Source organism: Pseudomonas sp. MYb541 (assembly GCF_037479595.1).
In the GTDB taxonomy this organism is placed as follows: domain Bacteria; phylum Pseudomonadota; class Gammaproteobacteria; order Pseudomonadales; family Pseudomonadaceae; genus Aquipseudomonas; species Aquipseudomonas canadensis.
The window spans coordinates 24,867-49,864 of sequence record NZ_JBBGYS010000047.1; the positions used below are offsets into that span (position 1 = coordinate 24,867).

Annotated in this window: 30 protein-coding genes; 8 read left to right on the forward strand and 22 right to left on the reverse strand. The window is 57.7% G+C overall.

Annotated features, from left to right (window positions below):
- Nucleotides 1–329 precede the first annotated feature (329 nt).
- Both WH299_RS24475 and WH299_RS24480 read left to right on the forward strand, forming a co-directional pair.
- Nucleotides 330–4,277: a response regulator gene (locus WH299_RS24475; protein WP_339551540.1), complete on the forward strand. Its 3,948-nt coding sequence runs from the start codon at nt 330–332 to the stop codon at nt 4,275–4,277.
- Nucleotides 4,270–5,385, forward strand: coding sequence for an HD-GYP domain-containing protein (locus WH299_RS24480; protein WP_058426041.1), 1,116 nt, complete (start codon nt 4,270–4,272; stop codon nt 5,383–5,385). The genes WH299_RS24475 and WH299_RS24480 overlap by 8 nt, the downstream gene beginning before the upstream one ends.
- A gap of 109 nt (nt 5,386–5,494) precedes the next feature.
- On the opposite strand, the gene WH299_RS24485 is transcribed toward WH299_RS24480, so the two are convergent.
- From WH299_RS24485 to WH299_RS24535, 12 genes are all read right to left on the reverse strand, one after another.
- On the reverse strand, nt 5,495–5,740 hold the full coding sequence (locus WH299_RS24485; RefSeq protein ID WP_058426040.1) for a hypothetical protein: 246 nt from the start codon (nt 5,738–5,740) through the stop codon (nt 5,495–5,497).
- A 199-nt stretch (nt 5,741–5,939) separates the two neighbouring features.
- The gene (locus tag WH299_RS24490; RefSeq protein ID WP_339551523.1) at nt 5,940–6,155 is read right to left on the reverse strand and encodes a hypothetical protein; all 216 of its coding nucleotides are present in this window, start codon (nt 6,153–6,155) and stop codon (nt 5,940–5,942) included.
- A gap of 107 nt (nt 6,156–6,262) precedes the next feature.
- Nucleotides 6,263–6,568, reverse strand: a complete 306-nt coding sequence (locus tag WH299_RS29755; RefSeq protein WP_445262722.1) for a helix-turn-helix domain-containing protein — start codon at nt 6,566–6,568, stop codon at nt 6,263–6,265.
- Nucleotides 6,569–7,079: 511 nt separating this feature from the next.
- On the reverse strand, nt 7,080–7,466 hold the full coding sequence (locus WH299_RS24500) for a hypothetical protein (protein WP_017530034.1): 387 nt from the start codon (nt 7,464–7,466) through the stop codon (nt 7,080–7,082).
- A gap of 144 nt (nt 7,467–7,610) precedes the next feature.
- Nucleotides 7,611–8,066 carry a hypothetical protein gene (locus WH299_RS24505; RefSeq protein WP_174556999.1) on the reverse strand — a complete coding sequence of 152 codons (456 nt, stop codon included), beginning with the start codon at nt 8,064–8,066 and terminating at the stop codon, nt 7,611–7,613.
- A gap of 413 nt (nt 8,067–8,479) precedes the next feature.
- The gene (locus WH299_RS24510; protein ID WP_032883549.1) at nt 8,480–8,686 is read right to left on the reverse strand and encodes a hypothetical protein; all 207 of its coding nucleotides are present in this window, start codon (nt 8,684–8,686) and stop codon (nt 8,480–8,482) included.
- 99 nt (nt 8,687–8,785) lie between these two features.
- Nucleotides 8,786–9,100, reverse strand: a complete 315-nt coding sequence (locus WH299_RS24515) for a hypothetical protein (protein ID WP_015371109.1) — start codon at nt 9,098–9,100, stop codon at nt 8,786–8,788.
- A gap of 29 nt (nt 9,101–9,129) precedes the next feature.
- Nucleotides 9,130–9,732 (reverse strand): hypothetical protein, encoded by a 603-nt coding sequence (locus WH299_RS24520; protein ID WP_015371108.1) that lies wholly within the window; start codon nt 9,730–9,732, stop codon nt 9,130–9,132.
- 237 nt (nt 9,733–9,969) lie between these two features.
- Nucleotides 9,970–10,245: an SMP-30/gluconolactonase/LRE family protein gene (locus WH299_RS29760; protein ID WP_445262723.1), complete on the reverse strand. Its 276-nt coding sequence runs from the start codon at nt 10,243–10,245 to the stop codon at nt 9,970–9,972.
- Entirely contained in the window at nt 10,199–10,837 is a 639-nt protein-coding gene (locus WH299_RS24525; RefSeq protein WP_339551525.1) for an SMP-30/gluconolactonase/LRE family protein, read from the reverse strand. Before WH299_RS24525 ends, WH299_RS29760 begins: the two co-directional genes overlap by 47 nt.
- Before the next feature lie 39 nt (nt 10,838–10,876).
- Nucleotides 10,877–11,350 (reverse strand): DMT family transporter, encoded by a 474-nt coding sequence (locus WH299_RS24530; RefSeq protein ID WP_015371102.1) that lies wholly within the window; start codon nt 11,348–11,350, stop codon nt 10,877–10,879.
- 11 nt (nt 11,351–11,361) lie between these two features.
- A complete protein-coding gene (locus WH299_RS24535; protein WP_053139078.1) occupies nt 11,362–12,759 on the reverse strand; it encodes an amidohydrolase family protein in 1,398 nt (465 codons plus the stop codon).
- Nucleotides 12,760–12,904: 145 nt separating this feature from the next.
- Between WH299_RS24535 and WH299_RS24540 the strand changes: the two genes are divergently transcribed.
- A complete protein-coding gene (locus tag WH299_RS24540; protein WP_015371104.1) occupies nt 12,905–13,816 on the forward strand; it encodes a LysR family transcriptional regulator in 912 nt (303 codons plus the stop codon).
- On the opposite strand, the gene WH299_RS24545 is transcribed toward WH299_RS24540, so the two are convergent.
- Nucleotides 13,729–14,976 carry an MFS transporter gene (locus WH299_RS24545; RefSeq protein WP_122811446.1) on the reverse strand — a complete coding sequence of 416 codons (1,248 nt, stop codon included), beginning with the start codon at nt 14,974–14,976 and terminating at the stop codon, nt 13,729–13,731. The two genes, WH299_RS24540 and WH299_RS24545, sit on opposite strands and share 88 nt — an antisense overlap.
- An 88-nt stretch (nt 14,977–15,064) precedes the next feature.
- Between WH299_RS24545 and WH299_RS24550 the strand changes: the two genes are divergently transcribed.
- The 4 genes from WH299_RS24550 (at nt 15,065) to WH299_RS24565 (ending at nt 17,125) form a co-directional block, all read left to right on the forward strand.
- On the forward strand, nt 15,065–15,859 hold the full coding sequence (locus WH299_RS24550) for an AraC family transcriptional regulator (RefSeq protein WP_041931406.1): 795 nt from the start codon (nt 15,065–15,067) through the stop codon (nt 15,857–15,859).
- Nucleotides 15,860–16,058: 199 nt separating this feature from the next.
- The gene (locus WH299_RS24555; protein WP_058426048.1) at nt 16,059–16,274 is read left to right on the forward strand and encodes a hypothetical protein; all 216 of its coding nucleotides are present in this window, start codon (nt 16,059–16,061) and stop codon (nt 16,272–16,274) included.
- Between the two features lie 201 nt (nt 16,275–16,475).
- A complete protein-coding gene (locus tag WH299_RS24560; RefSeq protein ID WP_027605753.1) occupies nt 16,476–16,766 on the forward strand; it encodes a type II toxin-antitoxin system ParD family antitoxin in 291 nt (96 codons plus the stop codon).
- 2 nt (nt 16,767–16,768) lie between these two features.
- Nucleotides 16,769–17,125 (forward strand): type II toxin-antitoxin system RelE/ParE family toxin, encoded by a 357-nt coding sequence (locus WH299_RS24565; RefSeq protein WP_058426049.1) that lies wholly within the window; start codon nt 16,769–16,771, stop codon nt 17,123–17,125.
- A 579-nt stretch (nt 17,126–17,704) separates the two neighbouring features.
- Here the strand turns inward: WH299_RS24565 and WH299_RS24570 are convergent.
- The gene (locus tag WH299_RS24570) at nt 17,705–18,289 is read right to left on the reverse strand and encodes a LysR substrate-binding domain-containing protein (protein ID WP_339551532.1); all 585 of its coding nucleotides are present in this window, start codon (nt 18,287–18,289) and stop codon (nt 17,705–17,707) included.
- A gap of 160 nt (nt 18,290–18,449) precedes the next feature.
- On the opposite strand from WH299_RS24570, the gene WH299_RS24575 reads away from it, so the two are divergent.
- On the forward strand, nt 18,450–18,587 hold the full coding sequence (locus WH299_RS24575) for a hypothetical protein (protein WP_339551533.1): 138 nt from the start codon (nt 18,450–18,452) through the stop codon (nt 18,585–18,587).
- 3 nt (nt 18,588–18,590) lie between these two features.
- On the opposite strand, the gene WH299_RS24580 is transcribed toward WH299_RS24575, so the two are convergent.
- The 8 genes from WH299_RS24580 to WH299_RS24615 all read right to left on the reverse strand — a co-directional run.
- A complete protein-coding gene (locus WH299_RS24580) occupies nt 18,591–19,088 on the reverse strand; it encodes a flavin reductase (RefSeq protein ID WP_065930110.1) in 498 nt (165 codons plus the stop codon).
- Between the two features lie 11 nt (nt 19,089–19,099).
- The gene (locus WH299_RS24585; RefSeq protein ID WP_099491986.1) at nt 19,100–20,059 is read right to left on the reverse strand and encodes a PDR/VanB family oxidoreductase; all 960 of its coding nucleotides are present in this window, start codon (nt 20,057–20,059) and stop codon (nt 19,100–19,102) included.
- A gap of 50 nt (nt 20,060–20,109) precedes the next feature.
- Complete coding sequence (locus WH299_RS24590; RefSeq protein WP_099491985.1) at nt 20,110–20,850, reverse strand: SDR family NAD(P)-dependent oxidoreductase; 741 nt, start codon at nt 20,848–20,850, stop codon at nt 20,110–20,112.
- Nucleotides 20,851–20,861: 11 nt separating this feature from the next.
- Nucleotides 20,862–21,338: an aromatic-ring-hydroxylating dioxygenase subunit beta gene (locus tag WH299_RS24595; protein WP_099491984.1), complete on the reverse strand. Its 477-nt coding sequence runs from the start codon at nt 21,336–21,338 to the stop codon at nt 20,862–20,864.
- A 15-nt stretch (nt 21,339–21,353) separates the two neighbouring features.
- On the reverse strand, nt 21,354–22,628 hold the full coding sequence (locus WH299_RS24600; RefSeq protein WP_099491983.1) for an aromatic ring-hydroxylating oxygenase subunit alpha: 1,275 nt from the start codon (nt 22,626–22,628) through the stop codon (nt 21,354–21,356).
- A gap of 19 nt (nt 22,629–22,647) precedes the next feature.
- Nucleotides 22,648–23,010 carry a hypothetical protein gene (locus WH299_RS24605; protein WP_017528258.1) on the reverse strand — a complete coding sequence of 121 codons (363 nt, stop codon included), beginning with the start codon at nt 23,008–23,010 and terminating at the stop codon, nt 22,648–22,650.
- A 16-nt stretch (nt 23,011–23,026) separates the two neighbouring features.
- Entirely contained in the window at nt 23,027–24,199 is a 1,173-nt protein-coding gene (iacA, locus tag WH299_RS24610) for an indole-3-acetate monooxygenase (protein WP_099491982.1), read from the reverse strand.
- Between the two features lie 343 nt (nt 24,200–24,542).
- On the reverse strand, nt 24,543–24,998 hold a 456-nt coding region (locus WH299_RS24615), incomplete at its 5' end, for an NIPSNAP family protein (protein WP_339551537.1).

Below are 24,998 nucleotides of genomic sequence, written 5' to 3' on the forward strand. Positions count from 1 at the left end.
GGCGCGACATTGTGACATCACTCATACAGGGCCAGCAATCGCGCGCCACGCCGCAAGCGGCCGCTATACTCGCTTGCGGCGTGGCTGGCGTTTGCTTCCCTGGAACAGACAGCTCCCGGCCATTTCCGGACATTGGAGAAACTTAGGTGTGCGAGTATTAAGTAAGCGTCCGGAAACTCACTCTCCGGACGGTGAGTAGCAGTGGGAAGTTGCTAGCTGGCCCTGTTTTTGTTGCTGGCGCTTGCTGCACCGTATGCCTACACTCCAAAAACCTATAATACCAGTGCAGAACGGCGGACAAGCTCGTGCAAGGGCGTTCACAAGGATATGTGGAGTTGGATAGTGAGCAATTACCTACCAGCAGGAGCATTTTGAAAACAGAGCCGCGCTTGGGAGCGTTGCTTGCACTGGTAAGCTTGTTGGTGTTGGGCATGCCATGCGTGGAAGCACGTACGCTGTCCCAGATTCGGGAAAGCGGCGTCCTGCGCATATGCGTGGCTGGCTCAAGCGCTTCTTTCTACCGGACTAACGCGGAGGCGTTCGCGCGGTCACTCGGTTTACGCCCACAGGTAACGGAACTGCCGAGTTTCGATGCGCAGTTTCACGACGATCGGGGCGAGACCGTACGCGAGGCAAGCTACGACCCGAAGCTACTCGCCGAAGGCCGCTGTGATCTTTATCCAAATGACTTGCAGATCGTCCCTTGGCGCGAAACGAAGATGTTGCTCGTGCCCTATTACCGGGTACGCAACCTGGTCATCGCCCATCGCTCCAACCAGTCCCTTGGCAACGAGGTGTCTGATCTGCTCGGTCTGACGGCGGCAGTGCAGAAGGGTACGGGCTACGAGCAGTGGATCGATGAAGCCAACCGCGGTCCTCTATCCAGTCAGCCGGTCAGAATCGTCTATGCGCCAACCGAGCAGGCGGTGAAACTGGTAGCCGATGCGAAGGTGGACTTCACGGTGTTGGGTAGTGAAAGCGCGCTGCGCTGGGCTCGTGAAGATCCCGAACGTCTCTCCATTGCGTTTCCGGTCAGCGAAGCGACCAGCGTTGGGTGGGGTGTTGCGCGCAACGCGCCGGATCTCGCACGAGCGCTGGAGCAGTTCTTCCAGTCCAGCAATCGCATTGATTCGCCGCTCGATGCGAGCTGGCGGCGGTACTATCGCGTATCGCTCATGGAATACCGGCTGTTCGAGGAGTCCCTCAACGAGGACGGCCTCGATATTAAAACCGTAATGAGCTGGGCGATACCGAGCTTGGTCGCGGTCCTGCTGTTGCTCGGCGCCATGCTGGCCTGGAACCGACGCCTCAACCGGGAAGTAGACGAGCGCAAGCGCGTTGCCGCAGAGCTAGCCGAGCGCGAGGCTTTCACCCGCGCGCTCATGGATACCAGCCCCGCCAGCCTGGTGCTGGCAGATCGGAACGGAGCTGTCAGGGAAGTAAGCCAACGCTTTTCACAGGCGACCGGTTATGTCAGCGAGGACCTGCTCGGGCGCAACGCCACGAGCCTGTATTTCGACCCTGAGGAGCGCGAACGCTTCCTCGAACTGCTGACACGAAACGGCAAGGTCGAAAACTTCGAGACCCGCCTGCTGCACAAAAATAGATCAATTCTCTGGGTTCTGGTCGGTGCATCATTCGTGACAATCCACGGTGAGACCCTGGTCGCCAGTTGGGTGCGCGATGTCACGGATCATCATGCGGCAGCAGTGGCGCTTAGCGAAGAACGCGCGCGGCTGCAGGCAATCCTCGATACGAGTCCAATCAACATAGCCTTTTCTACCCAGGGCGTGATCCGCTTCGCCAACCCCCGCTTCTGTGAAACGTTCGGCGTAGGCGTCGGTGACGCTGCTTCGCAGATTTACGCGAATGGGCATGATCGCGAAGCCATCGTCGAACGCCTCACGGACGACGGCATCGCAAAGGACCAGGAAGTGCCGATGCGTGACCGGCAGGGGCGCGAACGCACCATGCTTGTCACCTACCTGCCAATCCAGATCCAGGGGGAGCAAGGGCTGCTCGGCTGGCTGCAGGACATCACCGAGCGCAAGGCAGCAGAGCACGCGCAGCAGCGGGCGAAGGAGATTGCTGAAGAGGCGACGCGGGCAAAAAGCGACTTCCTTGCAAACATGAGTCACGAAATCCGCACGCCCATGAATGCGATCATCGGCATGTCTTACCTTGCGCTGAAGACTTCTCTGGACCAGCGGCAGCGCGATTATGTCTCGAAGATCCACAACGCGGGCACTTCGCTGCTTGGCATCATCAACGACATCCTCGACTTCTCCAAGATCGAGGCCGGCAAGCTTAGCGTCGAGGCAGTGCCATTTGAGATAGACGCAGTGCTCGACAACGTGTCCTCGCTGATTGCGCAAAAGGCCTACGACAGGGGCATTGAGCTGCTGTTCGACCGGGCGTCGGACGTTCCCGATACGCTGCTTGGAGATCCGCTGCGTCTGGGCCAGGTCATCCTGAACCTGGTAGGCAACGCAGTGAAATTTACCGAACAGGGGCAGGTGACGGTCGTGGTTCGCAACCTGGGCCGCACCGGCGACAAAGTTAAACTGCAGGTTCGTGTCCGCGATACCGGTATCGGCATGACTCCCGAGCAAACCGGGCGACTCTTTGAGGCCTTTGCCCAAGCCGATAGCTCCACAACGCGACAATTCGGCGGTACCGGCCTGGGCCTTGCCATCTCGAAGCGCATCGTCGAGCTGATGGGCGGAACGATCGCGGTTGACTCAGAACCGGGCAACGGCAGCACTTTCTCTTTCAGCGTCTGGCTTGGTCTTGACCAGCACATGCGTACGCAGCGCCAGATTGTCCCTGCGGAGCTCGCCGGAGCGCGCGTCCTGGTCGTCGATGACAATGCCGACGCGCGCCAGATCCTTTCCGACATGCTTCGCGTAGCGGGGCTTTCGCCGGTCGCGGTGGCGTCAGGCGAGGCTGCTCTGGAGAGCCTTCGCGGTGCTTCGGCCGACCACCCATTCCTGGCGCTATTGGTGGATTGGCAAATGCCAGAGATGGATGGCATCGAGACGACGCGCCGGGCGCTTGGCCTGCAGCCTGCACTGTACGCCGTCATGGTCAGTGCATTTGGGCATGACGAAATGCACGCCGCTGCGCAAGCGGCCGGCATTCGCGCGTTCCTGGTCAAGCCGGTCAACCAGTCCTCGCTGGTAGAGGTACTGATCAACTTATTCGCGCCGCAAACGGGCGTGGTGGCGCTAACCGTACCCATTGCGCAGGCGAAGGTGCTCGCCGGAGTGCGCCTGCTCGTCGCGGAGGACAACGAAATCAACCAACAGATTGCCAGGGAGCTTCTCGAGGCTGCCGGTGCCCTGGTGGAAGTTGCCGGCAACGGCTGCGAGGCGCTGTCGATGTTGGCTGCAGCGCAATACGACGCGGTGCTGATGGACGTACAGATGCCGCAGATGGATGGTCTCGAGACGACCCGGCGTATTCGCGTCGGGCCTCACTGCGCACAGATCCCGGTGATTGCTATGACCGCACATGCCAGGGTCGAGGACCGGGAGCGCTGCATCGAGGCGGGCATGGTCGACCATGTGACCAAGCCCGTGGATCCGCAAGCACTCATCGCCACGGTTCTGCGCTGGGTCGTACCTCGGTCGGCGGCAGTGGAGCCGTCCAGCGCCGCATCGGGCGAGGAGCGCCTACCGGACATTCCAGGGCTAGATAGCGCCGACGGACTGAGGCGAGTGGCGGGCAATCGCCAGCTATACATCAAGCTGCTGGGTCAATTTGCCGACCGCAGGGCTATGGAAGGGCAAGCGCTGGGGAACGCGCTACGCGCGGGTGATCGGGCGACGGCCGAGCGAATGGCCCACACCGTGAAAGGCGTTGCAGGCAACCTCGGTTTCAGCGGCCTGCAAGCCATGGCCGGTAAGCTGGAAACCGCGATCAGGGCACACGCTGAGTCGGACGCATTGGTGAATGAATTGATCGAGGCGCTCTCGCTGGCCGTGCATGCAATCCGTCAAGCGCTGGGTAGCGGCCAGGCAGCACCGGCGGTGGTATCGAGCGTCGACTGGGCACAGCATGCCATAGCGCTCATCCACCTGCTGGAGGCCAATGACGGAGCAGCGCCGGATTATATGGAACAGTATGCGGATTCGTTGCGCGGAGCACTCGGCCAAGACAGTTTCGAGCAGTTGATGAATGAGGTGAACAACTTTGACTTCGAGGCCGCACGGCTAACCCTCAAACGTGCATCGACGAACCGCGATACCCCGTGCTGGAGGGAGCATCATGAGTGAAACGCTAAACTACTCACTTCGCCCGATCATCCTCATTGTCGATGATACGCCGGAGAACATTACGCTGATCAATGGCCTGCTGAAGGACATCTACCGCACGCGGGTTGCCATCAGCGGTGAGCGCGCGCTGAAGGCAGCGGTGCAGGAGCCTCGCCCGGATCTGATTCTGCTCGACATCATGATGCCTGATCTGTCGGGGTATGAGGTGGCAGAGCAGCTCAAGCGCGATCCGCGCACCGCTCATATTCCGATAATCTTCATCACCGCCATGGCAACAATGGAAGACGAGATCCTGGGTTTGCAGATGGGCGCCGTGGACTACATCACCAAGCCGATCAACCCACCCATCGTGCTGGCACGGGTGGAAACCCAATTGAAGATCAAGGCGGCCGCCGACTTTTTGCGTGATCAGAAGGCTTACCTTGAGCAGGAAGTCCAGCGCCGCACCGCCGAGGTCATCGCCATCCAGGATGTGACCATTCAGGCCATGACCTCGCTGGCCGAAACCCGCGACAATGAGACGGGTAACCACATTCGACGAACTCAGCACTACGTCAGACTACTGGCCGAGATGCTTCGCGAACATCCGAGGTTCCAGCAGTTTCTCAATGACGAAAGTATCCGCCTGCTGTTTAAGTCAGCTCCGTTGCATGACATCGGCAAGATCGGCATCCCCGATGACATACTGCTCAAGCCGGGGCGCCTCACGCCGGAAGAGTTCGAGACGATGAAGACCCATACGGTACTGGGACGCGATGCAATCCGGCATGCCGAAGAGCAGTTGGGCACCTCGGTGGGATTTCTGCGCCTGGCCAAGGAGATCGCCTACAGCCACCACGAGAAGTGGGATGGTACCGGTTATCCCGATGGGCTGAGTGCCGATGACATCCCCATCAGCGCCAGGCTCATGGCATTGGCGGATGTCTATGACGCGCTGATTAGCCGACGCGTATACAAGAAAGGCATGTCACACGATCAGGCGCTGGAGATAATCCGCCAGGGATGTGCTACGCATTTCGATCCAGATATTTGCGAGGTTTTCCTGGCCAACCATGAGCAATTCCAGGCTATCGCGGTGCGTTTTGCTGATCGCGGTCAGGATGGCTAATGAACGCGTCGCCGTGAAATCAATGCCATGTACGGGACAACCACCGTTTCGCGGATCGCGTGCTGGCTGACCAGGGCGCTCAAGGTGTCTGACTGGATCGCTTCACCATTCATGGCGCCAGATCCCGCCGGCGGCGTGCTGCGGCGTCTTCAACAGCGATAAACAACCGCTCAATCGTAGCGGGGGTTAGCGCACGTGCGGCTTCCACCCCCTCCACAAAACCTTCTGCGCGCTCTTCGGCCAGTGCCAAGGCAGGCACATCTGCTGCGCGGCCGAGGCGTGCCAGGTGATTGGCGAGTTTGGTGCGGACCAGATCGGGCATGCTGACACCATTGCGCGAGAATACGACGCTCATTCTTTCACCCATTATTGTTGAGGTGAGGGATAACGCCAGGAAGGCGCTTCCTGATCGAATTAGCGGTCACTGCGTAAAACCACCGCTGTGGGGGTTGGTCTACCAGCGCAGGGGGGGCTGGTTTTCACCGGCCCACAAAAAAGCCCCCACACTGGCTTCAAGTGTAGGGGCCTTTTGAACATAAGCGGCGTTATCAGAATCAGTTGTGACGCGGGCTATCCACCAAAATTTTGCGGAACAAATGCCAGACTCCAGTATCTTTTACAAAAAGTACGCGTTTGTAGAGATTTTCATGACCGCGCAAGACGATTTGATAAATTGGAATAGCAGATGGCAAACTTCTGGAGGGGTCGTTTCCTGTAGGAATTGCGGTTCCCAACAACGTGAAAACGATCAGACCGAACTGTTCCTGCACGCTCCGAGCTGCTGGTACCAGGGTCAGAAACACAGGCCATGGGACGAGCTGCAAGCTATCGCTAAAAAGATTCAGAGTTCATAAAGGCTGGGCATTGGATACTTCTCTCAAGCGCGCCTAGCAATGCATTCAACTAGTTCAGCTATCACCCTGCGTTCGCGCGCGGGTAATCCGTTAAATGCCACACCAAAATCGCTGTCCTCAGCGCGACTTAACCGTTGACCGGTTAACACATATAAGACGTCGACGCCGACTTGAGCTAGCTGCGCCATATATAGCGCGCTCGGGCTTCGCTCACCCCGCTCATACTTAGACTGCGCATTCGCCAGCACGCCGCCAATGGCTGCGAACCTCTGCTGTGTGTAATTCAACCGAGCACGCTCTTCTTTGAGGCGCATCCCAATCTTGTCCATACATAACCCCCGCTCAACTCTAAGATGGCTTAGGAATTTTATGCCACCTCAGCAGAGACGGGAACCAGATAGCGGCTGCAAAACCGGGGCCGCTCATGTCCTCAATGCGACGTGCGAAATACGACGCTCAAGTTCAGTCACTGAACGGCGCAATTTCGCACCAAAATAGAGCGCCAGTCCCATGGTGGTCCCATGGGACTATTTTTTGGACGCAAAAAACCACAAACCCCCGACTTTCTCTAGGAAAATCAGGGGCTTGCGTTTTCAGAATGTGGCGGTGAAGGAGAGATTCGAATCCTCATCACCTCACGTGTCCACAGCCTCCGATTCAGCGCCTAAGCAATGACTGCTATTGGCCGATTTCTGCCTGTCGCGACCGGCTGAAACCGACCCAAAGCTGACGGTGGCGACAGTCAGAGATCGGCCAAAAGCAGCTCCTCAATTCAGGGGCGTTTTCGTCCGAAAAAACACCATTCGGAAATGTCTGAAAGAGGACGCGCAGGCACCTACCTCAAGGACGATGCAGCCCTGTCGCATCCCGCCAGTACAAGGTTTTTTCGAACTGAAAGCTAATAAGAAAGAAAGCCGAACACGACTGAGATATGGACCGAGCGATTTTATTCAGATCTTCCATAGCCGACTCCCCCTCTGGTTCGGGCCCTTTAATTCTGATGGTGCAACGCACAGCGACAGGGAAGTCGATACCCATTGTATTCTCAGCATAAATCGTAGGGGCATCGAGTACGTCATTGGTACTCAATTTAAGTCCCGAGGTAAATTCAGCGTATAGCCCATTTCCTGCGACCTCTATTTCCCAAGCACCGGCATTCGCAACTGCCTTGCTCAGCGTCGAAATTGTGAGCGTACTATCAGCTTCCAAGCACAGATCAAGACTCATGAATCCTCCCTTTTCCTTGGCTGCACACTTGCACCAAAATTTTTGAGTGCGATCTTCGCGACAGTGTATTTGGCTAGGGGTTTGAACGACCTCCGCCGTTCACTATGGGCGGGAGTCGACCCAAAGCCGACATAACTCCGTGCATTATCGTTTTTCCACAACAACCACATAATCGGAGAAGTCGACATCACCCACCCCGTCGCTACATTCCAACGTCATCGTGCCATCGGTCCCGTGGACGTGAATTCCAGCATTGCCAACCCATGCATTCATGCCAAAAGCGCTCTTCCAGACGTTCCAGATTTTTAGAACGTTTCCACCTTTAGAAAACACTTCTATCTCCAAAGCATCGGGACTGGTATCAGACCACAAAACTATTTCGGGACAGCCGTTGCCAGAGCCTTCGACGACGATTTGCCCGCCCATCATCTTTAATGCCAATCCTTGCACTCGACCGTTCGTAGCGCCCAATCGACGAACTGAAAAGACGGTTCTGGGTTCTGTGATCTTGATCTCCATTATCGCAACGATAGTTTTTCCATTGAAACTTATGGGCTTCCCTTTGGTGCGCATAAATGTAGAGGAGAGTGTTTCTTCCATTTTTTGATCCCCGGAATCTCTCAGGTGCCTTGCCTCAGTTTGGCCTAGCGAGGTTAGCATCCCTATACCTTAAGGGATTATGAATGGCTGCTTTTGGCCGAGGCTGTGGAAAAACGTTTTTGAGCGCGACAGGTACTCAAAACCGAACCGAAAATCGCGTTTCTACGCAAAATCCACATCTGCTGACGTACCGATAAATTTCAGATTTGACGTAGACGCGGACACTTAAATTTTGGTGAAGCGTTTTTACACACTCTGGGCCATTAGCCGCCATTTACTAAAAGCCGCTTTCGACTCAAAGCTGGCAATGGCGATACCCCAGACTGATTCCGGCCCGATACGATAGAAGCATTTACAACACTTGGTCGTGCCCAGCCCCATTGTTCGGGAACCTTCTGGCCACTTAATAAGAACTAATGCTGATCGTCTGGAGGGACGGTAACGGGATGAAGAAAAGAGTTCCAGGCCTTGTATGCTTCATGATGCTTTTTGACTTCCTCATCCCAATCAGGCCCTGAAACTCTCTTCGAGACCACCATCATCATCATTTTGGTATTGGCGGCATCAAGCTCAACTAGTAGCTCGTGGCATCTAAATCTAAAATCATCTATGTCTTCCATATACTCACCTTGCGACAGGTCTAGCCGGATATACCGGGTCATGCCCATTTTCGTAATGACAAGTCCCCAAAGACAAAGGTTCATTGAGCAGCCGAGTTTCTATTCGGCATGTTTTGAACAGACTGCATCGCACAGCAGCTCCAACAACTCATTCGCCAGGACCGCCGCTTCTTGTCGATAGTCGGCGTTCCAGCGGCACGACCAGTTATCAGGCTTTCCCTCATCCTCCCATTGCGCCAATGCAAGCCCGTTGAGTATTTCCAGCTCGAACCAAACACGCTGCCAAGCGACGGCGTCCTGGACTGACGCCGTGTCTTGCCATAGGAATTCTGTTTGCACGACAAATGCCGACCATGCAAACAGATCCTCTGAGGCTCGCTCACCGATCATTCGGAAGTATTTTGCGCTAGCCAATCAACGATTCCTTGTAGTCGTTTACCTGTTTAGTAAACGTCTATCCCCGGATAGAGATCCGCGGGTGGACGATAATTGGGGTTCTCAAAGCGGCTGTTCTCGTAATGGGTTTTGGCCGTCGGTCCATCGCCGTTATAGGTCACCTGCGGGTTTGGCGTGAGATGCCAACCGCTTCCTTCCTTGTCGCGCTCGATCAGTGATGCGTATAACCTACAGTTGCCTGATGAGCCGGATGTCAGCCTGAACTGGTAATAGCGTCCGGCTTGGGGCGTGAACTTAGTCGAGACATAGCAGGAACGAGTGCGTGTCCCCTCCCAGAATAGATCCACTTGCGTTTCGATACCGGGTCGGATCTGCGTTTCGTAATAGTCCCATGTAAGGTCTTGCCCTGCCTTTGGCATGCCCACGTCCTGTGTGTGGGTGAACGGCAGGGGGCCGGTGCGAACGGCGCCGCCCGAACGTTTGCCGTTTTCGTATTGGTAAATTTCGGCGTGCTGCGTGTAGTCGACGATACGTACCCAGGCAGGGTTGGGCTCGTTTTCGGGCGCGGTAAAGTAGTTGGTATGGGGCAAAAACTGGCAGCCTGCGAACAACGGCAATGCAAGCAGGCAGAGCAGAGGGCGTATCGACATGAAGCCTTTCCTTTTGCGGAGTCAGGGTTACAGACAGCAAAAGAGGAGGCGCATTGCGTAAAAGCTGAAAATTTTGTGGCTGAATCGTCGCGACGATATCGGTTTCAACCGGTCGCGACAGGCAGAAATCGGCCAAAAGCGGCCCTTCGCAACAGGCATAAATCGGCCAGAAGCGGTCATTCATACGCGTCTACCAAGTTGGCATTCAGAACGGCGCGACAGGCTAGAACCTACTATTCAGTGCAGTCGTCCTGTAAATCGCTCTTCAGGGGATCCGGCAGCTAAAACGGCTTCGGCTTTTATCAGCGTGCCATCGAAATCTGCCGGCTTATCCAGCCCTATCCGTGCGCTGGTGCAGTAAAGCGTTTCATAACCAAGTCCCGCTAACACCGGACAAGTGGTCTGAATACACGGGGAGTCGATCACGCTGTCAACTTTGCCGTCAGTCGCGTAACGCACGACTCTGCTACCGCCCCATTCCGCATTCCGCATTCCAGAGAAAGCCCTGCGCATCAATACAAGAACCGTCTGGAGCACCCTGACCGTTGACTGTAGTGAATACACGCTGGTTTTCTAGCGACGGGTAATCGCAGCAGAAAATGCATCCTTGCAGGGAGTCCGCGTAATACATGGTGGAACCGTCCGGGCTAAAACAGATGCTGTTCGGGATCGCCACTTCGGGAAGGTCCAGCGTTTCAGTCTTGAGCGTCGCGGCATTGAACCGGTGAAATCGCCCTATAGTTTGCACCGCCTCACCGGCATCCATAGTGCTAAACACAAAGTTGCCCATACGGTCGCAGCGGCCATCATTGACCCGGGTTCCGGGTACTCCAGGCGTGATGGTAATTTTGGTGAAGCGAAGAGTACTCAGGTTATAATAACCTAGGCAGGAGGCCAATCCCATTAGCAATACGTCTGTATTGGTCGTAAGGGCGAACGACCCCAGCGGCTCGGGCACTCGCCAGTGCTGTACTTCACCGCTCACGGGGTCCAGAGCAAGCAGTTCGCAACCAGGGATATCGGTCCAGAACAGGCGTTCCGTTCTTTCACACCAGACAGGGCACTCGCCAAGAAGACTGGTGGTGCCGCTTAGGGTTTTAAACATGGTTGCGTCCTACGAAACAGGATGGGGCAAACAAGGCAGTCAGTTGGAGAAAAGCGCTGACCACCTGTCACCGAACAGGGCGATGGCCAGTCCTGCGAGCATCACCATCGACCCGGCCAACTTGATGAGAGACACCGGCCTTTCCGATGCCCCCATCAATCCGAAATGATCGATAACCAGTGAGGAGATAATCTGACCTGCGATAGCGAGGCCCAGCAGGGCTGACAGGCCGATTTTTGGCGCAAGCACCACATAACTAAGCAAGGCACCGGCACCCAGCAGACCGCCCAGCAGGCTCCACCAGGGCTGGGCAGGTATAGCCGCCAGTGAGGCCACTATCCCGCCACGCATCAATGAAAAGACGCCCAGGCACACCGCTCCGGCAGTAAATGAGAACAGCGCCGCCGCTACGGAATCTCCACCCACACCTTTAGCGAGTTGACCATTCAGCGTGGTCTGCAGGGTAATGCCAAGCCCCGCGGCGATGGCCAGCAGGTAGTAAGCTGCGTTCATTTCGCGCCTCCTTACTTGGCTGACTCAAGCGGCATGAATGTCTCGGCAAAAATATCCGGCTGGTAGCCTGCGGCAGCAAACAGATGCTCACGGGATTCGTCGATTGCTGCACGCAGCCTTTCGCTGTCCACGCCCAGCACCTTGCCGCCGCGCTTGACGATGCGCCCGCCAATCATGACCGTGTCGACATTGCTGCGTTCGGCCGCGTGTACCACGGTGCCGAATGCGTTACCCGACGGGTAAAGGTTGATGTCCTGCGCATTGATAAGGATCAGGTCGGCCTGTTTGCCGGGGGTCAGGGTGCCGACTTTGTCCTGCAATCCTGCACAGGTGGCGCCGTCAAGAGTGGCGGCTTTGAGCAGGCCATGAGCCGGCAGGGTCACCGGATGATGCTCTGCGCCGCAGCAGCGCTGCTGGTGCATGCCCATGACGCGTTGCAGGTAGAACGCCACCCGCATCTCCATGAACATGTCACCGCTATAGGAGGTTTCGTTATCGACACTCAGCCCCGGGCTGATGCCGTGACGCTGGGCCGACTGCATGGCGAACATTCCATCTTCAATGCCGTAGTGGGCATCTGAACGCGGGCATACGTTGACCCGCACGCCAGCCTCGCGAATGATTTTCCAGCCGGCGTCCGGCAGCGCTGTGCAGTGGTTGAAGATGTTATCGGGGCGCAGCAGACCCTCGCGATGCAAACCCTCCAACTCAGCTGCCATGTCCCCGCCGAAGAATTCGGTAATGATAGGCAGCCCCAAGCGCCGGGCCTCAGCCCATAGCTCAGGCTCCAGCTGCGCCATTACCGCCAGCGAGAGCAGCGGGTTGTCACCGTTCTTGACGTATTTCCCCTGGAGACGCTCCAGGTTGCCGGGCCAGTGGGCTTTGTCCCACTCACCAGAAACTGGCGCACCGGAGGCGTGTACAGACCGGATACCAGCATCGAGCAGCGCCTCGACCGCGGCGTCGGAGTGCGCGCCGGTGCGGCTGTTGTGCGAGTTATCGACCACGGTCGTGATGCCCGCATCGATGCACCCCAATGCAGTCAGTAGATTGCCAATATACATGTCAGCCGGGCGATAGTATTTGGCGAACGAGAAGTGCGTTGCGTTGCAGTAGTCTTCCAGGGTTTCGGCATTCGGATTGATTCGACGCAGTTGGCCCTCCCAGGAGTGACGATGCGTATCGACCATGCCGGGCATGGCAATCATGCCGGATGCCTCGATAACCATAGCGTCGCCGGCCTCGATGTTTTCACCTATGGCCGTGATGGTGCTGCCTTCGATAAGGATATCGCCGCGCGCCAGATTGCCGATATCACCGTCCATGCTCAGCACAGTGGCGCCGCGGATAAGGGTGCGGGCGGCCTGAGCGGTCGGGGCCTGCACAATGCTGCGGTTATATTCAGCCATTTTCTGTACACCTCTTCAAATTTCGTTGGAAGCAATGTACGCAATGCGATACTGCGGGAAAAAGATGGTTAAACTGTTTTTATTATTCAATATCTACGAATAATAACGACTTTACCCGATCACTGCTTTGAGGCTGCTAACAGTCATGGACCGTATTCAAGCGATGCAGGTTTTCGTACGTGTGGCTGAAGCAGGAAGCTTTATCCAGGCGGCGCAGACGCTCTCTCTGCCGGCCTCCACAGTTACCAGCAGCGTTAAAAATCTTGAGAAGTACTTGCAGGTACGCCTGCTGAACAGAACAACGCGTCGGGTCAGCCTGACCTCTGAGGGCGCACAATATCTGGCGCAATGCCGGGAAATATTGGAGCTGATCGAACACACAGAGACCAGCCTGACGGATTCCGTAAAACGGCCACAGGGGCGTTTGCGTGTCGATATGCCGGGTGGCATTGCACACTTCATCGTCATGCCAAACCTGCAAGACTTCTACAGGCGCTACCCGGATATCTACCTGATGATAGGCGTCAACGATCGGCAGGTTGATCTGGTTCAAGAGGGTGTCGATTGCGTTATTCGTACAGGCGAGCTCGATGACTCAACGCTCGTTGCGCGCCCACTCGGTCGGTTTCGCTGGGTAACCTGTGCGTCTGCCGCCTATCTCGAAGAGAACGGCACTCCGCAAAATCCGCAAGATTTGTCTCACCACCGGGCCATCCATTACTTCTCGGGCCGCGCAAGGCAAGCAGGTGAAATGCGCTTTGCCCGTGGTACCGAAAAAATCTCAGTCCCGGTGAACGGCACAGCGGCCGTCAACGAGACTGGGCTTTACATCAAAATGTGCCTTGAAGGCTTCGGGCTGGTGCAGCTCGCTGAGAACGTGGTCAGCGAGCATCTGCGAGAAGGGCGACTGGTCGAAGTGCTTGCTGACTGGCAGCCCGCATCGGTTCCTGTTCACCTGCTATACCCGCATCAGCGCTTTTTATCGCCAGCTGTGAGCGCATTCGCTGACTGGATTGCTGGGCTTGTTCGCGACGATGATTCAGCAGATTCAAGTTGAACGTTGCGCCCGGCCAGCATGCCGGTGAATGCTCCGGCTACGGAGATTGCGGCTGTGATCAGCAGCGGTCCTGTCCAGCCACCGGTCCAGTCGTGCAGTTGGCCCAGCAGCAAGGGGCCTGCGGCTGCCATCAGGTAGCCGACGCACTGCGCCATTCCTGAAAGTGCCGCCGTGTCACCGGCATTTTTTGTGCGCAAGCCGATGAAGGTCAGGCCGAGCATCATGCTGGCACCATAGCCGAAGCCCAGGACCGCGGCCCACAACATGGCGTAGTCTGGCGCGTAAATGAGCCCGATCAGGGATGAGGCGGTTAACAGGCTGACGGTAGCGGCTGCCAGTTTCTGGTCTTTGAGACGACGAAGCGTGGCCGCCAGAATCAAGCCGGGAATGGCCGTCGTCAGTTGAAGCGTGCCGTGTACCGTGCCTGCTTGCTCCGGGGATATGCCATGGTCCATCAGAATGGTCGGCAGCCAGCCGACGGCGACATAAAAAGGCATCGCGTTCAGCCCCATGAACAGTGTGACCTGCCATGCCAGCGGCGAACGCCAGACGGCCACGGTTGGCGCTTGTTTCGGACCTGACAGATTTACGTGTTCGTGTTTTTTCAACTGCGGCAGCCACACCACCAGCGCCAACAACGGGGCTGCGACCAACAAACTCAGGGCAATCGGCCATCCCCATGATTGGGTCAGCGGAACTATTACGGCTGAACCGACAGCGCCCGCTGCACCCATGGTGATGGAATAAGCGCCGGTCATGGACGCCATTTTTGTCGAGAAGTCGCGTTTGATCAGGCCGGGCAGCAGCACGTTGCCCAGGGCGATCCCAGTGCCTATCAATATCGTACCGGCGTACAACACCCATGCGCTGCCTGCGGAGCGGAGCAGGATGCCCGCTGAAATGACCAACAGTGCACCGAAAAGCGTGCGCTCGATGCCGAACCTGCGGGCGACCGATGCGCTGAGCGGGGAGAAGGCTGCAAAGGCAAGTAATGGCAGTGAAGTAAGCAGGCCTAGAGCTGAGGCGCTCAAGCCAAAATCATTCTGGATCAGCGGCAAAACGGGCGCGATGCTGGTAAAGGGAACGCGCAGGTTCACGGCGATAAGCAGAATGCCTGCGACGAGCGCGATGGCATGCCACTTGTTTTTTGTATCTGACATATTCTTTATCTGTCCTCTTAAAAGAAGACAACTGTAGAGAACTTCAGAACCGGCTAATATAGATATCAAGACACCTGATATCTAAATCATGCCAAGCTCAAAAAATGTCGTTTCCTCGCCGGAAGATTTCGATTCAGACCTTTTCGCCCAGGCAGCGATTGCCCTCAAGGTTGCGCCTGACCTCAATGATTCGGGTGCCCGTCCGCATGATCATCGCAAAGGCCAGCTCATCCTGTCTTTGCATGGCGCAGTGAGCTGTGAGGTGCAAAATGCACTCTGGCTTGTCCCTCCCCAGCACGCCGTATGGATCCCGGGCGGCACGCCGCACAGTTGCCGAGTGACCGAAAACGCCCGGACCTGCTTTCTGTTCGTTGAGCCCGGTGCGGCAGCCATGCCTGAAGAATGCTGCACGGTTGCCATTACGCCCCTTGTTCGGGAGATGGTCCTGCATCTCGCTGAACAGGAACCTGCTTACCATTCCGAGGGCAAGACAGCTCGGCTGGTTGCAGTGCTGCTTGAGCAGCTTTCCGATGCCCCGCTGAAAGAGCTGCATTTGCCGATATCAGACCACCCCAAGATCAAACAAATCGCGGATACGCTCTTCTCAGATCCAGGCGACCGAACCACGTTGCGCGAGTGGGCCACTCGGCTTGCAACCAGTGAACGAACGCTGGCCAGGCTTGTAGAAAGCACGACCGGGCTGAGCTTCGGACGCTGGCGTCAACAATTGCATTTGATGATCGCACTGAGTCATTTGGCGGAGGGGGTATCCGTGCAACGTGTGGCGGGCATCCTGGGATATGACTCTGTTAATGCATTCATCACTATGTTCAAGAAAGCACTGGGTAAACCGCCTACTCAGTATTTTTCCTCTCTGCGCTAGTGCTCTGCTGGCTGATACAAAGCGCCGAGGCTGTAGAACGATCTGTCTGCTATTGGCCGTCTGCTGCCTGTCGCAACGGCAGTTTTTGGCGAATGCTGGCCCTCACTCTAAACCGTTTCATGCACTTAACTCACGGGTGGCTCAGGACATCCGCCTCCCCCGCTGCTACGCTTTCGGCTCCTTCATTGGAGTCGAAACAATGCCCACTGAATATTCACTGCCTGATGTCCTTGAGCGTCTGTACCAAAACCAGCTCGCCTTAGAGGCGGCGGTGATGGAGTTGACGTTGTGGATTGAGCGCAAGGGTACGACGGACACAGGCGACAATATCCGCGGCGCGCTACAAACGATTGGAGAGAACGCCGGACACATCAAACAAGGTTTGGCAAAACTGAAGGCCCGAGGCCCACACTAATTAAGCTGTCCACGACGTCCCGCATGCGACAGCCTTGCTTGGACTTTGTGCGCTTACAGTCCGGGCCATCTGTTCGGCGCAAAGGATGACCCCACACTTTACAGTTCGTCAGGTACAAATCCTAAACTCCCTGCTTTTATGTAAAATGGCATAATATGCCAACGTTCGAAACAATATGTTTGCCCAGAGTTGGAGCTAATGATGGCGACGCGAAACGTTGTGCTCACCCCTCACCAAGAACAGGTTATCCAGGACCTGGTCCAGTCCGGCCGTTATCAAAATGCCAGCGAAGTAATGCGAGAAGGCTTAAGGCTATTGGAGCAACGCGTCGCCGAAGATACCGCCAAAATTGAGGCCCTGCGTCAGGCGACCTCGATCGGCATCATGGACCTTGAGCACGGGCGCTTTACTCAGGTGAACGAAGGAGATCTGGAGCACTACCTCGAGGGCTTGAGCCTGGAGGCCACCCTCCCCGCGCGAGAGAAACACTGAGCATGCCGCAGTATCGGATTTCCAACGCGGCGCGTGCCGACATTGTCGACATCCTCAGGCTCTCCCAAGCGCAGTTCGGCGATCAAGCACGCCAGCGCTACCAGGCGCTGATCCTCGCGGCGCTGCAAGCGCTTGCCGACACGCCTTATTGCATTGGCAGCCATGACCGCGATGAGCTTGCACCGGGCCTTCGCAGCTATCATCTCACCTATTCACGCCAGCAGGCCAGACATCCCCATGGAACGGTCAAAAGCCCACGCCACGTCGTATTTTATCGTTTGGCAAATGACGACGTGATCGAGGTCGTCCGACTCCTTCATGACGCCATGGAAGTGCAGTTGCACTTACCTAACGACTGATCAGCGACCTGGCCCAACGGCTTAACTGGCCAGGAATAGCGAAGGTAAGGCGTCCCCTCTATATCTCAACCTGAGCGCCCTCGTTGTCAGCCGACTTGGCGGCCAATTGAGGCGGGAGGTTCGGTGTCCACCGGGCTATCGAGACCCACGACCAGAGCCCTGGCAACATCACGCAGAGCACGAGCATCTCGCGGGTCAATTTCAGGATAGGTGCAGAGAGACAGACCCGACAACTCCACTTAAGGATGTCGACTCATTACCCAAATCCTCTTCCGAGCGACCAAGGATTTGCCAGATACGGGTTGCTCATCCAGTATACGGAGGCGCACTGAATACCAGTGACGGCCACCCAGATCCATGTCAGAAATCGCCATTCGCGATCGCTCGCACACCCTGTGCAATTGGGGGCATAAATGGGGGCATAATTCGCTTTTTTCAAGCTGAAACTACTGTCCTAGAGCCTAGTCAAAATGTTTTTTGGCTTGCCTGAAAGTCTGTAAGCCTCTTAGGACAGGCAGTTCTTCTGATCATTTTTGCCTTTCCACAAACCATGGAGCTCCATTCACCTCCATGCGATCGCTATAATGGGGGCATATCTGAGGGCATGCTTTGGATGGTTTGAAATGGATGCCCCCAGCCCGACCCGCAAAAAGCCTCTCTCGAAATCACTCTCGCCCAAGCCAAAGAGTAGCCTCCATCCACGCCCCCGCCGTCACCAACTCTTCCAGGGTTTCCAACAGAATTTTTTTCCCAGCTCAAGGCCAGCCGACTGCTCCTGCGATCCTTGAGCGTGGTCAACGAGACCGTGGAGCGAATGCCCGGTCGTTCAATCGCGTGACCCACCAGCCCCCCCCCCATGGCTACATCCTCCTGGACTGCGGCATGCGCCAGGATCGAGTAGCCCATGCCTTCGGCGACCATCCGTTTGGTCAGACTGACACTGTCCACGTCGAATATCACATTCAAATGAAATCCGCTCTGTGCCGCCACTTGTTCAATCAGCCGGCGGTTGCTGTGAGGCAGACCGGGAAGGATCAATGGAAAATCCGCCAGCCCCATGATGCGCACCGATTTCGGCGTCTCCCCAGGCGGTCCGACCAGCACCATGCGTTTACTGAAAATCGGCCGCACATCAAAGGCCTCGAGCAGTGGCTGGTTGTACACCACGGCGACCTGGATCCGACCGTCCAGTAACCAACTCCTGCAGCGACGTGCTCAAGCCTTCCGATACATGCAATGAGGCCTTGGGCCAACGCTCGTGAAAACGCCGGATCAATTGCGGGGCTCTGCCACTACACGCGACCTAACATCGCCCTGAAGCTGAATGACATCAGTTTTGTCCACCGCTCAGGCGCGCTTCAAAACAACGGCGGCGCCTACTGCTGAAGAAACCTTCGGCCCCTTGGTGCCGCTGTTTCGTTTCTCCAGCGAAAATGAAGGCGCGCGCACTGGGTATCGCTGAGGCTCAGCAGGCCTTCGATGCCTCGCCCAAGCGGTGGTAAGCACGGTTGAAATACACTAGGCCTTCGTCCGCGCCGCTTTGGCGAATGGTCTGGACCTCACAGTAGAAAATACTGTGGGAGCCCACTTCATGGACCTGCACGATCCGGCAGTCGAAATTCACCAGCGCTTGCAGCATCACGGGCGCACCGCTTTCAAGCGTGGTCCAGCCTGTGACGGCAAAGCGCTCATCCATACTCAACGTGCGGTCGGCAAAGGCACCGGATAAATGCTGATGATCGCCGCACAGGGTGTTTACGCACACTGTGCCGTTACGCTTGAAATGCTCGTTGGAATGAGAGGAACGGTTCATGCATACCAACAGGGTCGGCGGTGAATCAGTCACGCTGCACACCGCCGAGGCGGTAAAGCCGAACCGGCCTGCCACGCCATCAGTGGTGATGACCGACACGGCACCGCCCAGCATGGCCATTGCATTGCGAAAGCTGCCTACGTCTACCATTGTCGTTCCCCTTAGATATCCAGCACGAGTTTTTTAGATTTGGCTCGTGAACAGCACACTAGAATTTGATCATTGCCGGCCTTCTCATCGTCCGTCAGGTACACATCACGATGATCCGGCTCGCCTTCGAGCACATCGCACAGGCAGGTACCGCACACACCCTGCTCGCAGGAAATCTCGATCTTGATCCCGACCTGCGCCAGTGCGGCGAGAATGCTCTGCCCTTCTGCCACCTGCACGGTCTTGCCGCTGCGGGCCGCTACCACTTCGAAGCTGCCCCCCGAGCTGTCCACTTCCACTTGGAAATATTCCTTGTGGATGTGCGCTTCGGTGTAGCCCTGGTCGCGGGCGCCCTGAATCACCCAATCCATGAAGCCGGCGGGACCGCAGGTGTACATGTGCACGCCGGTCTTGCCCTCGCCCAGCACCTTGGCCAGGTCGAGCTTCTGTTCGGCCCCTTCATCGTCGAAGTGGGTAAACACCTGCGCGGCAAACGGTGCGTCGGCCAGTTCCGCCAAGAACGCACTGCGTCCGCGCTCACGGCCGCAGTAATGCAGTTCGAAGGGCTGGCCGGCCGCGTGCAGCGCGTAGGCCATGGCGATCATCGGGGTCACGCCGATCCCGCCACCCAGCAGCACCGAACGCCGCGCCTGCGGTGCAAGCGCGAACAGATTGCGCGGTACGCTGATCTGCACCTCGCAGCCTTCGAGCAGGGTGTCATGCACCCCGACCGAACCGCCGCGCGATGCCGGATCCTTGAGCACACCCAGGCGGTACAGGCTCGGATCCGCAGGGTTGCCGCACAACGAGTACTGGCGCACCAGCCCCGGGGCAATATGGATATCCACATGCGCGCCGGCGTCGAACGCGGGCAACGGTGCGCCGTCGCGACGGGTCAGGTCCAGGACGACAACGCCGTCCCCTTGCAGCTCGCGCTTGCGCACGACTACGTCCAACAGTTCTTCAGTCATGGCCGTTATTCCATGGAGTTCGCAAAGGCCGCCGTGGCGGCCGCTATCAGTCAGCGCATGAACAAGCCGCCATTCACATCCCACGTCGCCCCGGTAGTGAAATAGGCGTCGGGCCGGGCCAACTGCACAATTAGGTCACCGAGAAAATCTGCATCTCCCAGGCGCTGCACCGGGATATTGGAGAGCAGTCCCGGCAGGCGTTCGACCGGTATGGCTGCGCGCACCGCCGCCGACTCGATAGGGCCAGGGGCAATGGCATTGACCGTCACCCCGCGGGCGGCAAACTCCTTGGCGAAGATCTTGGTCAGCGTCACGATGCCGCCCTTGCTCGCGGCATAGTGTGCGCCGGTCGCAGTACCGCCGTTCTGGCCGGCCAGGGACGCCATGTTGATGATCCGCCCATAGCCGGTTTCGGCCATGTACGCGCCCAGCACCTGGCAGCCGAGGAACACGCTGCGCAGGTTCAGGCCCACCACGGCGTCGAATTCCTCGGGGCTGATCTGCATCAGCGGCGTGGTCTTGGTGACGGCAGCGTTATTGACCACCACGTGCAGCGCGCCGAAGCGCGCCAGCACCTGGTCCAGGCCCGCTTCGAAATCGGTTTTGCTCCCGGCGTCCAGTTGCAGCGCAAGCGTGCGCTCGCCGCCCGGGTCCAACTGGTGGGCGCACGCCTGTGCGGCTTCAAGGTTGAGGTCGGTGATCGCCACCGAGTACCCGGCCCGCAGGAGGCTGGCGCAGAAATGCTGCCCCAGCCCCTGCCCCGCACCCGTCACCAATGCAATATGGCTCATGTCGGCGCGCCTCAAAGGATGTAGCCGATACCGGCAAGGGCATCGTCACTGTTGATCAGGCTGACCACTTTGCGCTGGATCTTGAAACCACCCTCGCTGCGGATCAGTTGGTAGGTAAGGTCGGCGCTGTAGAACTTCAGGTTTTCCTTGCGGAACTCACGGATGTTCTGCGCGCAGCGCACAGTCACCTGCACGCCGTCATCGACCAACACCCGGAACCGCGACTGCATGCGCACCGTTCGCGGTTGCGGGCTGGTGGAGATCGATTCGCCGCCGATCAGGCGCTGCACCCGCAGTTCACGCATATGATGGTCGTCGTAGGCGTAGTTGAGGGTGTTCTCGAAGTCGGTTTCCTTGGGGTCGATGGGAATGATGTAGGTGCCCTTCTCGGTCCACATCTTCAACCAGCCGTCGTATTCTCCGTGGTCGAGCATGTCGCCTTCCTGCCAGATGAAAGCGGTCACTTCTTGCAGTAATTGCAGGTTCATAAGGTTCTCCACGGATCAGGCCGACATCATCTTTTTCCACTGCTGATAGGCGGCGCGCATACCGGTTTCGGCACTCACGTCGGATACCAGCCCGTCTGCGCTGGCCTGCTCGCCGGGCAAGCCGCGGTTGAGCATGATCCATAGATCTTCACCAGCGTTGGCGCCCTTCTGTACCCGCTCCCAGGCCTCGGAATCGTCCGGAGTGCCGAAGCCCATCGGCCCCTGGAAGTGCTCATGCAGGCGCAGTCGATAGCGGTTGGCCACGGCCGGCCCGCCGTCCATGGTGATCACCGAGTGGTGGATTTCGGTCTCGGTCACCGAGATCGGCTGCAGCACCCGGAAAAACGCCATCGAGCATGCAACGTTGGGGAACAGGTTGAGGTTGAAGCCGGTGCCGCCGACCGCACGCACGATCCGGCGCACCTGCTGCTCCTCGATGCCCTCGTCACGCAGCTCGGCGGCCAGCTCTTCGAAGCGCTCGGGAATCGGCTTGTCCAGGTCGGCTTCGAGGTCGATCAAGTCGGGAATCATCACCATCACGCTGTGGCCGTTGCCCAGGTCCTCGACGTAGCCAGGTCCTTTGACGAAGTCGAACAGCGCCAGGGTCTGCTCATCCACCGACGACAGAAAACTCTTGTGCACCAACGGGAAGTGGTAGGCGTCGGTGGTGTTTTCCAGCTGGATCTTCCAGTTGCCGGGGAAGCGAAAACGGTGCTCGCCCGGCACCTTGATGCCATAACCGGCGCCCTGCTTCATGAACAGGTCCATCCATTTTTTCGCCGCACCGAGGTAGTCTTCCAGCGGCTCGATGTCGTCCTTGAAGGTGGCGAAGATCATGCCGGCGTAGCTTTCGGTACGCAGGCTGACCAGCGGCAGCTCGGCCTTGTCGATGCAATCGCCGTAGCTTTCCGGGTGTGGGATGCCACGCAGTGAGCCGTCGAGCGCGTAGCCCCAGCCGTGGTAAGGGCAGACGAAGCTGTTGGTCTTGCCTTTTTTGTGTTCGCACACAGTGGCGCCACGGTGGCGACAACGGTTGAGCAGCACGTGCACGTCTTTCTTGCGGTCACGCACCACGATCACCGGCTGCTTGCCGATATAGGTGGTCTTGTAGCTGCCGTTGTCGGGGATCTCGCTTTCGTGGGCGACCCAGATCCAGGTGCTATAGAAAATCTTCTCCAGCTCGGCGTCGAACAGTTGCGCATCGGTATACATCGAGGTGTGGACGCGATCGGCCTGTACCCGTTCAGCGGGGTCGACGGCGAGGTTTACAGCGGGAATCAGCTTGCTCATGGAAGTATCCTCGTCGGCATCAAGTACGCTGAATGATCAGCTCGCGCCCAACCCGGGCTTCAACCTTGGTGTAGCGCCACAGCTTGTAAGGGCCATCGCCCACCGGGGTGCTACGAAACAGGTTGCACGCGGCATGCACGGTCTCGATATCCGGCACGTCGGCCAACAGGTAGGTGGTCCAGGGGAAGCCATCGGACGGCCCGACCATGCTCTGGTCGTCATCCATATTGCCCAGCACCTTGACCCCGGCCAGGTCGTGGATACCGTTCCACATTGCACTGAACGCTGCCCACACCTGCAATTGTTCATCGCGCGGGGCATCGAAAAAATTCTGGTTGATGCCCATGCAGAACAGCACGCGCAAGGTCTTTTTATCGCTCATTTCATTTCCTCGACGGTTAGAGGTAGCCAGGCAAAGGCTGTTTGCCGAAGAACATGGCTCCGGCATTTTGATAGGTGATGTCGCCCATGAAAGCGTGCTGGGTCACCACCTGGGCGTCGTTGACGCAGCGTGCCAGCGGGCTGTCGTTGTACATACCGCTCATGCCCGAGAGCATCTGCGCGGTGCGCGCCACATCGGCAGCGACGCGGGTGGCATGGGTCGACGACAGGCGCAGTAGGTTGGTTGCGGCCACCGGCACCGCATCGCCGGCCAGTACGTAGTTCCAGGCGCGGTCGATGGACTCGTAGAAAAACGCCCGCGCGGCTCGCAGCTCGGCTTCTGCCCGGGCAATATCGACCTGGGCCAGGGGCCGGTCGGCAATCGCCGGGGCGCCGGTGACCGAGACGCGCCCGCTGGCCATGTCCGAAAGGGCATCCAGTGCCGCGCGGGCGACGCCAAGGCCGACGACCGACAGCACTTGGGTGGCGAACGACAGCGACGGGTAACGAAAGAACGGCTCGTCCAGGTTCGGCAGGCCGCCGCGCACGAAGGTCCACTCCTCGCAGACCCGCACGTTTTCCACCACCAAGTCATGGCTGCCGGTGCCGAGCAGGCCGACGGTGTCCCAGGTTTCGTCGATGCGGATCTCACTGCGCGGCATCACTGCAATGCGTGGCAGGCCGAAGGTGTCGCCGTTCTTCGGGGCGATACCGACGCCGACAATGTCGGAGCCCAGGGAGCCGCTGGAGTATTTCCAACGACCATTGACCACAAAGCCGCCTTCGACCACTTCCGCCGGTTGCGGCGGAAAGATGCCACCGGCGAATACCCGGTCAGGACCATCGGCATACACCTTGGCGATGCTGTCCAGCGGCAGTGCGGCAAGGTAAACCGGGCTCATGCCGAAGCTGGCAACCCAGCCGGCAGAACCATCGGCCTGGGCAATACGCTCGATCAACTGGCAGAACTCGGCCGGCGAACACTCCAGGCCACCGAAGCGCTTGGGCACCAGCGCCCGATAAATGCCGTGCTGTTTGAAGGACTCGATCACATCCCGCGAGATGTGGCGCTGGCGGTCGAATTCACCGGCCCTGGCACGCTCACGCACATCGACAAGCAAGGCGTCGAAGGTCGGGCCACTGGCAAGCGAGCTCACGGTATCGACCGCTGGTTTTTTTAGCGAATGCATACATTTACTCCGTTGTCAGGAACGGTATTGGGCTGAGCAGGAAGGCAGTGTCGAGCTGGGACGGGAGACGGAACGGGGGCGATGGATCGGCATAGTGGTTACCTTTGTTTTTGTGGGTGCCGTTGGGGTGAATCTGAGCTCGATTACGTGAATTGTCAATTGATTTATCGCGATTAAAAACAACACTAATCACGTAATAATTCAGTGACAAATCCAGAATAAAAATATTTAAGTAGCTGTTTTAATTGGTTTAAATGCGTTTAGATATGTCTTTATGCTTTGAGGATAATTCAAAAAATTATTGTGCGATTATCGGAATACATGCTGTTTTTTCGTAACGCTTTCAGCGCAATGGTGAGAACGGCGCCGGCAGGTAAACCGTGGAATGCATCTGCTTGAGCTGCGGCGCCGAATCTTCAGGTGGCCAGGCGCCGTCGACCACGGCGCGAGTACGTACTTCAAGGCGCTGCTCCAGCGAGCTGTAGGGCCAGATATGCAGATAACGCGGAATCTGCCCGCTGGTGGCATAGAACGCGGCGTATACCCGGGAATAATCCGTCCTGGTGCGACGCTCTATGGACTTGCACCAACCGCGCAACGTCGGTGCCAGCCCGCTGGGTACCAGGTTGTATTCGCGCAATTCGTAGAACGGGCCGTGAGCCCCGGGAGGCAGCGGCTCTACGAAGGCGAAGGCGCTGTAATCGTCCACCTGCTGGTCAAGCAGAAATTCGCCAATCGCAAACCCATCGGCCGCCAGTAGATACCGTTCGCGGGCGCGGGGGGGCGGGCCCCCCCCGGG